The sequence below is a fragment of the Microbacterium sp. SA39 genome, assembly GCF_000967865.1.
In the GTDB taxonomy this organism is placed as follows: Bacteria; Actinomycetota; Actinomycetes; order Actinomycetales; family Microbacteriaceae; genus Microbacterium.
Genome location: NZ_JXRU01000031.1, coordinates 153,234 through 166,339, shown reverse-complemented (window position 1 = coordinate 166,339; position 13,106 = coordinate 153,234). Strand labels below are relative to the sequence as shown.

General features: G+C 69.4%; 11 protein-coding genes. All 11 read right to left on the bottom strand.

Going from position 1 to position 13,106, the window contains the following annotated elements:
• Positions 1–11: 11 nt before the first annotated feature.
• Positions 12–1,970: a hypothetical protein gene (locus RS85_RS07505; RefSeq protein ID WP_046012802.1), complete on the bottom strand. Its 1,959-nt coding sequence runs from the start codon at positions 1,968–1,970 to the stop codon at positions 12–14.
• Positions 1,971–1,986: 16 nt separating this feature from the next.
• Positions 1,987–3,180: a methionine adenosyltransferase gene (gene metK / locus RS85_RS07500; protein ID WP_046012801.1), complete on the bottom strand. Its 1,194-nt coding sequence runs from the start codon at positions 3,178–3,180 to the stop codon at positions 1,987–1,989.
• 91 nt (positions 3,181–3,271) lie between these two features.
• Complete coding sequence (gene rpoZ / locus RS85_RS07495; protein ID WP_042536631.1) at positions 3,272–3,529, bottom strand: DNA-directed RNA polymerase subunit omega; 258 nt, start codon at positions 3,527–3,529, stop codon at positions 3,272–3,274.
• A gap of 65 nt (positions 3,530–3,594) precedes the next feature.
• Positions 3,595–4,539 (bottom strand): guanylate kinase, encoded by a 945-nt coding sequence (gene gmk, locus RS85_RS07490; protein ID WP_442921930.1) that lies wholly within the window; start codon positions 4,537–4,539, stop codon positions 3,595–3,597.
• Entirely contained in the window at positions 4,499–5,344 is an 846-nt protein-coding gene (pyrF, locus tag RS85_RS07485; RefSeq protein ID WP_442921929.1) for an orotidine-5'-phosphate decarboxylase, read from the bottom strand. The genes gmk and pyrF overlap by 41 nt, the downstream gene beginning before the upstream one ends.
• On the bottom strand, positions 5,341–8,628 hold the full coding sequence (gene carB, locus RS85_RS07480; protein WP_046012799.1) for a carbamoyl-phosphate synthase large subunit: 3,288 nt from the start codon (positions 8,626–8,628) through the stop codon (positions 5,341–5,343). Before carB ends, pyrF begins: the two co-directional genes overlap by 4 nt.
• On the bottom strand, positions 8,628–9,773 hold the full coding sequence (gene carA, locus RS85_RS07475) for a glutamine-hydrolyzing carbamoyl-phosphate synthase small subunit (RefSeq protein WP_046012798.1): 1,146 nt from the start codon (positions 9,771–9,773) through the stop codon (positions 8,628–8,630). Before carA ends, carB begins: the two co-directional genes overlap by 1 nt.
• A complete protein-coding gene (locus tag RS85_RS07470; RefSeq protein WP_235282370.1) occupies positions 9,770–10,294 on the bottom strand; it encodes a PH-like domain-containing protein in 525 nt (174 codons plus the stop codon). The genes carA and RS85_RS07470 overlap by 4 nt, the downstream gene beginning before the upstream one ends.
• Complete coding sequence (locus RS85_RS07465) at positions 10,291–11,595, bottom strand: dihydroorotase (protein WP_046012797.1); 1,305 nt, start codon at positions 11,593–11,595, stop codon at positions 10,291–10,293. The genes RS85_RS07470 and RS85_RS07465 overlap by 4 nt, the downstream gene beginning before the upstream one ends.
• The gene (locus RS85_RS07460) at positions 11,592–12,557 is read right to left on the bottom strand and encodes an aspartate carbamoyltransferase catalytic subunit (protein ID WP_046012796.1); all 966 of its coding nucleotides are present in this window, start codon (positions 12,555–12,557) and stop codon (positions 11,592–11,594) included. The genes RS85_RS07465 and RS85_RS07460 overlap by 4 nt, the downstream gene beginning before the upstream one ends.
• Positions 12,554–13,084: a bifunctional pyr operon transcriptional regulator/uracil phosphoribosyltransferase PyrR gene (gene pyrR, locus RS85_RS07455; RefSeq protein WP_046012795.1), complete on the bottom strand. Its 531-nt coding sequence runs from the start codon at positions 13,082–13,084 to the stop codon at positions 12,554–12,556. Before pyrR ends, RS85_RS07460 begins: the two co-directional genes overlap by 4 nt.
• Positions 13,085–13,106: the final 22 nt, after the last annotated feature.

Sequence of the window (13,106 nt, the reverse complement as noted above, 5' to 3'; positions counted from 1 at the left end):
CTCCGGAAGGGTCAGAGCTCTGGATCGAGGATATCGAGGCGCACGCTGAGGGTGCTCTTCGTGTTGCGTGCCCTGCCGCGGCGTCCGCTGACCGCCTCGGCGACCACCGCGGCACGCAGGACCGTGGCGACGCGGCTCCCCGCACCGTACTCGAAGCGCACCAGGGCGCGCACGCGAGGGGGGAGGTCATCGGAATCGACGGGGACGGGACCGAGGACCGCGTCGGACGGCAGTGCGAGCTCACCGAGCGCGATGAGGGCGCGGGAGACGGCCGCGGCAGAACCTTCGACGAGCGCCACCCGTGTCGTGGGCGGCATGTGCAGGGGCGCCCTGCTGTCGAGCTCGGATCGCGCGTATCCCGCCTGGTTCCAGGTTGCGAGAGCCAGCCCGACGGCGCCGCTCACGCCGACGAGGTGGATCGGCGCGCCCGGCGCTGCGAGGGCGGCGGCGTTGGACCACCAGCGCAGGCAGGCCTCGCCGACGCGGAGGTCAGGGGCCTGCAGCATCCGCGGTCCGTCGAGGAGCACCACGGCGCGATATCCGCCGACCGCGAGCGGCTCCGCGCCGCGGGTGGCGACGACCAGGGCGGGCTTCGCGTCGACTCGATCGACCGGATGGGCCCCGTCTGCCACGATCACCCGGATGCCGGCGAACGCGCGACCGAGCTCGTCTGCGGTCCGCTCACTCCCGGACGACGCGAGTCGGAGCTTCGTCGACGAGCACGCCGGGCACGCCCACGCCTGAGCACTGCGCCCGCACCACCCGCAGACAGGGACGGCGCCGCGGTGCCGGGCGCCCAAGGGACCACCGCAATGCGGGCACCGCGCCGGCGCACGGCATTCGGCGCAGACGAGCGAGGGCGAGAACCCCGGTCGTGACACCTGCACCAGCACCGGACCTTCGGCGGCGGCGTTGCGTGCCGCGAGGAACGCCGAGGACGGCATGCGCTGCGCCGTGGGCTGGTCCATCTCCTGCGGGGTGCTGAGCACCACCTTGGGAAGCACGCGGCGCTTCGCACGGACATCCCGCAGCCAGCCGTGGGCGACCAGCCGTTCCACGTCGGTCGTGCGGGTGTGTCCGGCGAACAGCAGGGCGGACTGCTCGAGCTCCTGTCGGAGCAGCGCCGCGTCCCGCGCGTTGACGTAGGGCGCGAGCTGTTCACCGAGCAGGGGATCGCCGTCGTCCCAGATCGCGACGAGACCCGCCTCGACGGGGGCGTACACGGCGGATCGGTTGCCGACCACGATGCAGGGCGCCTCCTCGAGGGTTCGGAGGAAGCCGCGGTAGCGATCGGGGTTCGTCTGACGGGAGTCGTATCGGACGACCGACTCCGCCGGGACGAGCGCGTCGAGCGCGGTCAGCAGGCGATCGAGGTCACGGTGGTCGGGCACGATGAGGATCGTCGACCGGCCCGAGGCAAGGGTGTGCGCGGCCGCGGCGGCGAGGAGCTCGGTCCAGGCCTCTCCCCCGTTCCGAAGCTGCGGGATGGCCTCGACCGCGGCCCGGCCCGCATCGTCCAGCACCGCCACCAGCCCGTCGTAGTCGTCGAGGACCGTACGGGCTCGCTCCGCCGACTCCTCCTCCACCGTCGGCACGGGGCTGTCCCGGGTCCACGCCTTCTCGACGCGCACCTGTCGCTTGGGGATCACCAGCCGCAGCACATCGGAGGCAGAGCCGGCAGCCCGATCGGCGACACGACGAGCGAGTCTGTTCAACCGCTCGGGCAGGACGGCGACCTCGGAGACGACGCTGTCTACCGCGGACAGGGGGCGGTCGGCATCATCCTCGGTGTCGATGTCGACGATGTATCCGTCGATCACCCGCCCGGCAGTCCGCAGGGGCACGCGCACGCGCACGCCGAGCGGGACATCGCCGAACTCCGCAGGAAGTGCGTAGTCGAACAGGCGGTCGAGCTGCGGCAGCGGCGAGTCGAGGAGCACGCGCGCGATGCGCCGGCTCTCGGAAGTCATCAGGACCGGGGCCCCATCAGAGTCCGGCGGCGCGGCGCAGCTCTTCCACGCGGTCGGTCCGCTCCCAGGTGAAGTCCGGCAGCTCGCGGCCGAAGTGGCCGTAGGCCGCGGTCTGCGCGTAGATGGGGCGCAGCAGGTCGAGCTGTTCGATGATCGCCTGCGGACGCAGGTCGAAGACCTTCTCGATCGCCGCGATGATCGCCTCATCGGTCACCTTGCCGGTGCCGAAGGTCTCGACGTACAGCCCCACCGGGCGTGCGACGCCGATCGCGTAGGCGACCTGCACCTCGAGACGGTCGGCGAGACCGGCCGCCACGGCGTTCTTCGCGACCCAGCGAGTGGCGTACGCGCCGGAGCGGTCGACCTTCGACGGATCCTTGCCGCTGAACGCGCCCCCGCCGTGGCGGGCTGCCCCGCCGTAGGTGTCGATGATGATCTTGCGGCCGGTGAGGCCCGCATCGCCCTTCGGGCCGCCCGTGACGAAGGGCCCCGCGGGGTTGATGTAGTGCGTCACGTCGCCGAGATCGAGGCCCGTCGTCGCGAGGATCGGGTCGATCACGTGCTCGCGCACCTGCGCCTTCAACTCGTCCTGCGAGATCTCGGGGTGGTGCTGCGTGGAGAGGACGATGGCGTCGACGGTCTTCGGCGTGAAGCCGTCGTAGCCGAGGGTCACCTGCGTCTTGCCGTCGGGGCGGAGGAAGGGCAGCAGGCCGCTGCGACGCACCTCGGTGAGGCGCTCCGCGATGCGGTGAGCCGTCCACGCGGCCATCGGCATGAGCTGCGGGGTCTCGTTCGTGGCGAAGCCGAACATGATGCCCTGATCGCCGGCACCGAGCCCATCGAGCGGATCGATCGAGGATCCGTCCCGATGCTCCTGTGCGTTGTCGACGCCGTGCGCGATGTCGGACGACTGCTCGCCGACCGACACGCTGACACCGCACGAGTCGCCGTCGAAGCCGGTCTCGCTGGACGTGTAGCCGATCCCGTTGACGACCTGCCGGACGATGGTGGGGATGTCGACGTACGCCTCGGTGCGGATCTCTCCGGCGACGTGCACGAGCCCGGTGGTGACCAGCGTCTCCACCGCGACGCGCGAACCCGGGTCTTTCGCGAGGAGCCCGTCGAGGATGCTGTCCGAGATCTGGTCGCAGATCTTGTCCGGATGCCCCTCGGTGACGGACTCGGACGTGAACAGACGCAGGGCGCTCATCGATGCTCCAGAACGGGGACGGACGGTGGGAGGGGTGATGCCCCCATTCTGGACCGTGCCGCCGACAGTGCGGCGGTCACGATCGGGAATGTCACTCTGCGTGACGCAGGCGGAGCTTGTCCTCGTTGATCTCGTGCAGCGCGATCGTGAGCGGCTTGTCCTCGACGGACGAGTCGACGAGCGGGCCGACGTTGTCGAAGAGGTTGCCCTCGTGCAGGTCCGAGTAGTAGTCGTTGATCTGACGCGCGCGCTTGGCGGCGTAGATCACGAGCTCGTACTTCGAGTCGACGCGGTCGAGCAGGTTGTCGATGGGGGGATCGATGATGCCGTTGGTGTGGTGTCCGGCCATGGTGGGACCTCCAGATCAGGCGACGGATTCGTCGCGAAGACGGTGCAATAGGCGCGCGAGGTGACTCAGCGCGCAGAGCCTGAGGACAATTCTACGACCTCGCGGGCCGCAGCGGCGACGTCCTCGTTCACGATGAGGTGATCGAACTCGTTCTGAGCCGCCAGTTCCACCTTCGCCGTGCGCAGTCGCCTTGCCCTCTCCTCGGCCTCTTCCGTGCCGCGGCCGACCAGTCGCTGCACGAGTTCGTCCCAGCTCGGCGGGAGCAGGAAGATGAGGGTCGCGTCCGGCTCGGCGCGGCGCACCTGACGCGCACCCTGCAGGTCGATTTCGAGAAGAACCGTCTTGCCCTCAGCGAGAGCGGCATCGATCGGCGCACGCGGCGTGCCGTACCGCGAGCGGTTGTGCACCACAGCGTGCTCGAGCAGCTCGTCGTCGGCAATCAGCCGATCGAACTCGGCGTCGTCCACGAAGTAGTAGTGGACCCCGTCGATCTCGCCGGGACGCGGCGGGCGCGTCGTCGCCGACACCGAGAGGTGGATCTCCGGGTTGTGCTCGCGGATGTGCGCCGCGACCGTGCCCTTGCCGACGGCGGTCGGACCGGCCAGCACGAGCAGCCGGCTGCGTGCCCCCCGCGGCTCGAGGACGGGGAAGCGGCCGTCGAGCCACTCCTCGAGCACGACGCGCTGACGGGCGCCGAGACCGCCGAGGCGCTTGACCGGTGAGATGTGCAGCTCATCCAGGACGCGATCGCGCTTTCCGGCACCGATGGCGGGCAGAGCGAGGAGGAAGTCGGTGATCCGCATCGAGCCCTCGACCGAATCCGCATCCGCCGTCGCACGGTGCAGCACAGTCTGGGGCGTCACGACGCGCATGGTCAGGTCGCGCTTGAGCGATGCCCTGGCGCGTCTCCGTTCCACGGCTCGGCGGGCGGCCGCAGCGCGGTCGACCTCGGGGACGGTCCGACGCGATTCAGGCACTGACGACCTCCCGGTATTCGGCGGCACGTGCATCGATCGCCGCCCCCAGTCCTGCGGGACCCGCGGAGAGGATGCTGCGGCTCTCGCTCGCGATCACTGCTCCCGACATCGCCCCGAACCGCGCACGCAGCTCAGCCGGCGTCGCGCCCTGGGTTCCGAACCCGGGGGCCAGGATGGGTGCGACGGGCGCGAACGGCGCGATACCGGCGTGTGCCCAGTCCACGGTGGCGCCGATGACGAAGCCGAAGCTCCCCCACGCGCCGGCATCCGATGCGGCTCGATTGCGCTCAGACACGTGGGCGATGATCTCCGCAGAGACGGTGGCCCCGGATGCCCCGATCGCACGCTGCAGGCCTGCGGCCTCCGGATTGCTGGTCGCGGCGAGCACGAAGAGTCCCTTGCCGTGCGTCGAGGCGAGGTCGAACGCGCCGGCGAGGGCGCCCACCCCGAGGAAGGGGTTCACGGTGAGCGCGTCGGACTCCAACGGCGACCCGGGGGTCAGCCACGCCGCGGCGTAGTCGTCCATGGTCGAGCCGATGTCGCCGCGCTTGGCGTCGGCGATCACGAGCAGGCCGGCCGCACGCGCGGCCGCGATCACCTCTTCGAGTGCCGCGATGCCCGCCGATCCGAACCGCTCGAAGAACGACACCTGCGGCTTGACGACGCCGACTCGGCCGGCCGCCGCCTCCACGACGCGCAAGCCGAACTCGCGCACTCCGCCGGCATCGCCGGTCAGTCCCCACGCCGCGAGGAGCGCGGCATGCGGGTCGATCCCGACGCAGAGCGGACCCTGCGTACGCAGGGTCTCGCTCATCCGCTCGCCGAAGGTCTGTGTCACAGCGCGGCCGCCCGGTCGATCGCGTACTCCTGGAGGCTCTTGACCTGGAAGCCCTCGTGCGCGGCATCCATCCCGCTCACGGCGGCGCCCAGCACGGCCATGGTCGTGAACAGCGCCTTGTCGGCGGCGACCGCCGCCGCACGGATCTCGTAGCCGTCCGCTCGCGCCGCGCCGCCCGACGGCGTGTTGACCACGATGTCGATGGACCCCTCGTTGATGAGGTCGACGATGTTCGTCGCTCCGGACTCCTGGGTGGCGCTGTACTTCTCGACGACGGTCACCGCGATGCCGTTGCGCGACAGTATCTCGGCGGTGCCCTCGGTGGCCACGATCGTGAAACCGAGCTGCTGGAGGCGGTGTGCGGGCAGGATGACGGCGCGCTTGTCCGAGTCCGCGACCGAGATGAACACGGTCCCCGACGTTGGCATGCCGCCGTAGGCCGCCGCCTGGCTCTTCGCGAACGCCGTCGGGAAGTCGCGGTCGATGCCCATGACCTCACCGGTCGAGCGCATCTCCGGACCGAGGATCGAATCCACCGTCTTGCCGTCGGCGGTGCGGAAGCGCTTGAACGGCAGCACGGCCTCCTTCACCGAGACGGGCGCATCGAGCGGGACGCGCGATCCGTCCTGCTGGGGAAGCATGCCCTCGGCGCGCAGCTCGGCGATCGTGGTGCCGGTCATCACTCGGCTCGCCGCCTTCGCCATCGGAATGCCGAGTGCCTTCGACACGAACGGCACGGTACGGCTCGCACGCGGGTTGGCCTCGATCACGTAGAGCACGCCTGCGCTGATCGCGAACTGCACGTTCAGCAGACCGCGCACGCCCACGCCCTTCGCGATGGCGAGCGTCGCCTCACGCACCCGATCGACGTCGGTGCGGCCGAGCGACACAGGCGGCAGTGTGCAGCTGGAGTCACCGGAGTGGATGCCGGCCTCTTCCAGGTGCTCCATGACGCCGCCGATGAACAGCTCGTGCCCGTCGTAGAGCGCATCGACATCGAGCTCGATCGCGTCGTCCAGGAAGCGGTCGACGAGCAGAGGCTTGCCCTCCTCGATGATCACCTCGCCCGCGGTCCGGACGAAGTAGTCGCGCAGCGAGGCGGTGTCGTAGACGATCTCCATGCCGCGACCGCCGAGCACGAAGCTCGGACGCACCAGCACCGGGTAACCGATCTCCTCGGCGATGCGCACCGCGCCGTCGGCGTCGATCGCCGTGCCGTTGCGCGGGGCCACGAGACCGGCCTCATCGAGCAGGCGGGAGAAGAGCTCGCGCTCCTCCGCGAGGTCGATGGCCGCCGGGCTCGTGCCCAGCACCTGGTAGCCGGCTGCCTCGATGCCCTTGGCCAGGCCGAGCGGGGTCTGACCGCCCAGCTGGCAGACGACGCCGAGGATCGTGCCGCTGGCGGCTTCGGCGTCGAGCACCTCGAGCACGTCTTCGAGCGTCAGCGGCTCGAAGTACAGGCGGTCGGACGTGTCGTAGTCGGTCGAGACCGTCTCGGGGTTGCAGTTGATCATGACGGTCTCGAATCCGGCATCCGACAGCGCGAAGGACGCGTGCACGCAGGAGTAGTCGAACTCGACGCCCTGGCCGATGCGGTTGGGACCGGAGCCGATGATGACGACCTTGGTGCGCTCCGAGGGCTCGACCTCGGTCTCGAAGTCGTAGCTCGAGTAGTGGTACGGCGTGAGCGCGGGGAACTCCCCGGCGCAGGTGTCGACCGTCTTGTACACCGGGCGGATGCCCAGGCCGTGACGGATGCCGCGCACCTCGGGCTCCGTGGTGCCGCGGAGCTCGGCGAGCTGCGCATCGGAGAAGCCGTGCTCCTTGGCGTAGCGGAGCGTCGCGGCATCCAGCTCGGGCGCCGTGCGCACGATCTCGGCGACCTCGTTGATCAGCACGATCTGGTCGAGGAACCACGGGTCGATCGCCGTCGCGTCGAACGCCTGCTCGACAGTCGCGCCCTTGCGCAGCGCCTGCTGCAGCGTGACGATGCGGCCGTCCGTGGGGATCTTCGCGATCTCGAGCAACTCGTCGACCGTGCGGTCCTCTGTGCCCCAGTGGAAGCTCGAGCCGCGCTTCTCCAGAGACCGGAGGGCCTTCTGCAGCGCCGTGGCGTAGTTGCGGCCGATGGCCATCGCCTCGCCGACCGACTTCATGGTCGTGGTGAGCGTGGCGTCGGCGGCCGGGAACTTCTCGAACGCGAAGCGCGGAACCTTCACCACGACGTAGTCGAGCGTGGGCTCGAAGCTCGCCGGGGTGACGCCGGTGATGTCGTTCGGGATCTCGTCGAGGCGGTAGCCGAGTGCGAGCTTCGCGGCGAGCTTCGCGATCGGGAAGCCGGTCGCCTTCGACGCGAGCGCGCTCGAGCGCGAGACGCGCGGATTCATCTCGATCACGATGATGCGGCCGTTCGCGGGATCGACCGCGAACTGGATGTTGCAGCCGCCGGTGTCGACGCCCACCGCGCGGATGATGTCGATGCCGATGTCGCGCATCTTCTGGTACTCGCGGTCCGTGAGGGTCAGCGCCGGGGCCACCGTGATCGAGTCTCCGGTGTGCACGCCGACGGGGTCGACATTCTCGATCGAGCAGACGACGACCGTGTTGTCGGCCGTGTCGCGCATGAGTTCGAGCTCGTACTCCTTCCAGCCGAGGATGGACTCCTCCAGAAGCACCTCGGTGGTCGGTGAGTCGCGGAGGCCGGCCCCGGCGATGCGACGCAGGTCGTTCTCGTCGTAGGCGAAGCCGGAACCGAGGCCGCCCATCGTGAAGCTCGGGCGCACGACCAGCGGGTAGCCGAGCTCGCCGGCCGCTGCCAGCACCTCGTCCATCGTGTGGGCGATGCGGCTGTCGGCCACGTCCGCCCCGGCATCCAGGACGAGCTGCTTGAAGATCTGGCGATCCTCGCCCTTGTTGATCGCCTCGAAGCTCGCGCCGATGAGCTCGACGTCGTATTTCTCGAGGATCCCGTGGTTGTGCAGCTCGATCGCGGCGTTGAGCGCCGTCTGACCACCGAGCGTCGGAAGGATCGCATCAGGGCGTTCCTTCGCGATGATCGTCTCGATGACCTGCCAGGTGATCGGCTCGATGTACGTCGCATCCGCGAAGTCGGGATCGGTCATGATCGTCGCGGGGTTGGAGTTCACCAGGATGACCCGGACGCCCTCCTCGCGGAGCACGCGGCACGCCTGGGTGCCGGAGTAGTCGAACTCGCAGGCCTGGCCGATGACGATCGGGCCGGAACCGATGACGAGGACGGAATTGATGTCGTCGCGCTTGGGCATTACTTGCTGTCCTTCTGCGTCGCGACCACGAGGTCACGGAACCGGTCGAAGAGGTAGTTGGCGTCGTGCGGGCCGGCGGCGGCCTCGGGGTGGTACTGCACCGAGAAGGCCGGGATGTCGAGCGCGCGGAGGCCCTCGACCACGTTGTCGTTGAGCCCGACGTGGCTGACCTCGACCTTGCCGTAGCCGTGCGGGCTGTCGAACGAGCCCTCGAGGGGCGCCTCGACCGCGAAGCCGTGGTTGTGCGCGGTGATCTCCACGCGCCCCGTGGTCTTGTCGAGGACCGGCTGGTTGATGCCGCGATGGCCGAACGGCAGCTTGTACGTGCCGAGACCCAGCGCCCGGCCGAGCAGCTGGTTGCCGAAGCAGATCCCGAAGAACGGGAGCCCGTCGTCGAGCACCGAGCGGAGCAGTTCGACGTGATCGCCGGATGCCGCGGGGTCGCCGGGGCCGTTGGAGTAGAAGACCGCGACCGGGTCGATCGAGCGGATGTCGTCGATCGTCACGCTCTGCGGAAGCACATGCACCTCGAAGCCGCGGGCGGCGAGGTTGTCGATCGTGGCCTGCTTCACGCCGAGATCGAGCACGGCCAGGTTGCCTATCTTCTCCCCTATCGCCGTCGTGATCTCGGCGACATCCACCGACACCTCGGCGGAGAGGTTCCGACCGGCCATCTGGGGCGCTTCGCGGACGATCCGCAACTGTTCATCGGCGTCGAGCTCGGCATCCGAACCGGAGAAGATCCCCCCGCGCATGGAGCCCGCCGAGCGGATGTGGCGGGTGATCGACCGGGTGTCGATGCCGCTGATGCCGACGATCCCGTCTTTCACGAGGATCTCGTCGAGCGAGGCGTTCGCGCGCCAGTTCGACACGACACGCGAAGGGTCGCGGACGATGTAGCCGGCGACCCAGATGCGCCGAGACTCGGTGTCCTCGTCGTTCATGCCGGTGTTGCCGATGTGCGGCGCCGTCTGCAGCACGATCTGGCCTGCGTACGACGGGTCGGTGAGCGTCTCCTGGTAGCCGGACATTCCGGTGGCGAACACCACCTCGCCGAGGCTGCGACCGCGCGCTCCGTAGGCGCGACCGGTGTGACGGGTGCCGTCTTCCAGGACGAGGACGGCGGTTTCGGGCAGGGAGGTCATCGTGTGGCTCCTGTGTCGGGGGCGGCGCTGTCGTGCGAAGGCGTGACGAGCCGCTGCAGTTCAGAGATGAGGGTGTCGGGGTCGCCCGTGGTCAGGCGCAGATACGAGTCCACGACGGTGTCGTCGTCGGCGTTCCAGGCGACGCGGATCAGTCCGCCGCGCTCGACCACTCGATCGATCGTCACGGTGGCCCGGTCGACCTGCACCAGACGGCTGCTGGCGAGGAAGACCGTCGGCGAACCGTCGAGGCAGAGGGCGATGCCGCGATCCGTCGTCGCCAGCTCGCCTCGGGCGCGATACGTCAGCGGCGAGACCGCCAGGCGCTCCAGCGGCTGATCGTGACGCGTGGTCGAGACGTAGAGCACCTCGTCGCGCCGCGCGACCTCCGCGTGCTCGGGGACGCCGAGGGGCGCGGTGAGACCGGAGTCGCGTCGCAACCGTCGTCGCCAGGCGAACAGCATCGCGAGCAGCATGAGGACGGCCACGGCGATCATGACCGCGATGGCGAGTTCGCGGCTCACGCGTTCAGCTCCTCGACCAGGATGCCGCCGTCGACCGTGAGCCGTCCGCCGTGCACCGTGAACTGCACACGACCGGGCAGCGCCCGCCCGAGGTAGGGCGAGTTCACGCTGCGACCATGCAGGTCCGCCTCGGTGAACACCCCGTCGACGGACGCGTCGTAGAGCGTGATCTGCGCAGGGCGCCCGACCTCGAGAGGCGTGCCGTGGCCCGCGAGTCGACCGATTCGGGCAGGGGCGGCGCTCATGACCCTGGCCACGTCGGACCAGCCGATCAGCCCGGTCTGCACCATCGACTGGTGCACGACGCGCAGCGCGCTCTCGAGTCCGACCATGCCGTTCGCCGCCGCCTGCCACTCGCAGGCCTTGTGCTCGCTCGGGTGCGGGGCGTGATCCGTGGCGACGATGTCGATCGTGCCGTCGGCGAGCCCTTCCCGCACGGCGAGAACGTCTTCCTCCCGACGGAGCGGCGGATTGACCTTGTAGCGGGCGTCGTATCCGCGGACCAGTTCGTCCGTCAGCAGCAGATGATGCGGCGTGACCTCGGCCGTGACGGCGATGCCGCGCTTCTTGGCCCAGCGGATGATGTCGACCGAGCCGGCCGTGGAGAGGTGGCACACGTGCAGCCGTGAGCCGACGTGCTCGGCCAGCAGCACGTCACGCGCGATTATCGACTCCTCGGCGACCGCGGGCCAGCCGGCGAGTCCGAGCTCTGCCGAGACGGTGCCCTCGTTCATCTGGGCTCCCTCGGTGAGACGCGGGTCCTGTGCGTGCTGCGCGATCACTCCGTCGAAGGACTTCACGTACTCGAGCGCGCGACGCATGATGAGCGGGTCGAACACGCAGAAGCCGTCGTCGCTGAAGACGCGCACTTGCGCTCGCGAGCCCGCCATCGCGCCGAGCTCGGCGAGACGGTCGCCCTTCTGACCGACCGTGACCGCGCCGATCGGCTGCACCGTGGCGTAGCCGGCGGCCTCGCCGAGAGCGAGTTCCTGCTCGACGACGCCAGCGGTGTCGGCGACCGGAGAGGTGTTCGGCATGGCGAACACAGCGGTGAAACCGCCCGCCGCCGCCGCCCTGGTGCCGGTGAGGATGGTCTCGGATGCTTCGTAGCCGGGCTCGCGCAGATGCGTGTGCAGATCGACGAGCCCCGGCAGCGCGACGAGCCCGTCGGCGTCGATGACACGGGCACCCGTCCGGCTCAGGCCGGAGCCGATCTCGGTGATGGCACCGCCCTCGATGATGATGTCGGCGCTCTCCGCACCGAGCAGCCGTGCGCCGGTGATGACGAGGGTCTCGCTCACAGGTCTCCCCCTCGTTCGTCGTCTCGTTCGCCTGCCAGGAGCAGGTACAGCACCGCCATGCGCACGGATACTCCGTTCGCAACCTGTTCCAGCACCGTCGAGCGGGTGGAATCAGCTGCTGCGGAGGAGATCTCCAGCCCGCGGTTCATGGGTCCGGGGTGCATCACAATGCTACCGTCCGGAAGGCTGGCCACACGCCGTGCGTCGAGACCCCAGCGGCGCGAATACTCCCGCTCAGTCGGGAAATACGCGGCGTTCATCCGTTCCAGCTGGATACGCAGCATCATCACCGCGTAGGGGTCCGTGGCCAGCGCCTCGTCGAGGTCGTAGACGACACGGACGGGCCAGAGCGACACGTTCTGCGGGACCAGCGTGGGCGGCGCCACCAGTGTGACCTCGGCGCCCAGCGTGGTGAGCAGCCACACGTTCGAGCGGGCGACCCGCGAGTGCAGCACATCCCCGACGATCACGACCCGGAGACCGGCGAGGTCACGCCCGCGACTGTCCGCGCCGAAACGGCGCTTGCGGATCGTGAAGGCGTCGAGCAGCGCCTGCGTCGGATGCTCGTGCGTGCCGTCACCGGCGTTCACCACGCCGGCCGAGATCCAGCCGCTGGTCGCGAGAGTCTGCGGAGCGCCGGAGCCGGGATGCCGGATGACGACGGCATCCGCTCCGATCGCCTCCAGTGTCTGAGCCGTGTCCTTCAGGCTCTCCCCCTTCGAGACGCTCGATCCCTTGGCGGCGAAGTTGATGACGTCTGCCGAGAGCCGCTTGGCGGCTGCCTCGAACGAGATGCGAGTGCGCGTCGAGTCCTCGAAGAAGAGGTTCACGACCGTCTTGCCGCGCAGCGTCGGGAGCTTCTTCACCTCACGCGACTGCGTGTCGGACATGTCCTCCGCGATGTCGAGGATGCGCAGGGCGGTCGCCCTGTCGAGCGTGCGGGTATCGAGAAGATGCCTCATTCGCCGATCGCCACCTCGTCGGCCCCGTCGTTCTCGAGGAGGCGCACGTTGACGCGCTCGGAGCGCGCGGAGGGGATGTTCTTGCCGATGAAGTCGGGCCGGATCGGGAGCTCGCGGTGGCCGCGGTCCACGAGGATCGCGAGCCGCACGACGGCGGGGCGTCCGATCGACTGGATCGCGTCGAGGGCGGCGCGGATGCTGCGACCGGAGAAGAGCACGTCATCGACGAGGACGACCGTCTTCCCGTCGATCCCGCCATCGGGGATGTCGGTGGGATGCGGCGACCGGGTGGGATGCTTCGACAGGTCGTCCCGGAAGAGCGTCACGTCGAGAGCACCGACCGCGACCGGGGTCTGGGCGATCTCTCCGATCAGTCGCGCGAGGCGGTGGGCGAGAGTTACGCCGCGGGTCGGAATGCCCAGCAGGACGAGGTTCTCAGCCCCTCGATTCGACTCGAGGATCTCGTGCGCGATACGGGTCAACGCCCGCGATACGTCGGCTTCGTGCAGCACGATGCGTGCGCTCATCAGCCGCTCCCTTCTCCGCCTC

What these genes read in the sequence shown, in the direction of transcription:
- rpoZ (WP_042536631.1), bottom strand. Translation starts at nt 3,529, where the DNA reads ATGGCCGGACACCACACCAACGGCATCATCGATCCCCCCATCGACAAC.
- carB (WP_046012799.1), bottom strand. Translation starts at nt 8,628, where the DNA reads ATGCCCAAGCGCGACGACATCAATTCCGTCCTCGTCATCGGTTCCGGC.
- metK (WP_046012801.1), bottom strand. Translation starts at nt 3,180, where the DNA reads ATGAGCGCCCTGCGTCTGTTCACGTCCGAGTCCGTCACCGAGGGGCAT.
- pyrR (WP_046012795.1), bottom strand. Translation starts at nt 13,084, where the DNA reads ATGAGCGCACGCATCGTGCTGCACGAAGCCGACGTATCGCGGGCGTTG.
- carA (WP_046012798.1), bottom strand. Translation starts at nt 9,773, where the DNA reads ATGACCTCCCTGCCCGAAACCGCCGTCCTCGTCCTGGAAGACGGCACC.
- RS85_RS07505 (WP_046012802.1), bottom strand. Translation starts at nt 1,970, where the DNA reads ATGACTTCCGAGAGCCGGCGCATCGCGCGCGTGCTCCTCGACTCGCCG.
- gmk (WP_442921930.1), bottom strand. Translation starts at nt 4,539, where the DNA reads ATGCACGTGCCGCCGAATACCGGGAGGTCGTCAGTGCCTGAATCGCGT.
- RS85_RS07460 (WP_046012796.1), bottom strand. Translation starts at nt 12,557, where the DNA reads ATGAGGCATCTTCTCGATACCCGCACGCTCGACAGGGCGACCGCCCTG.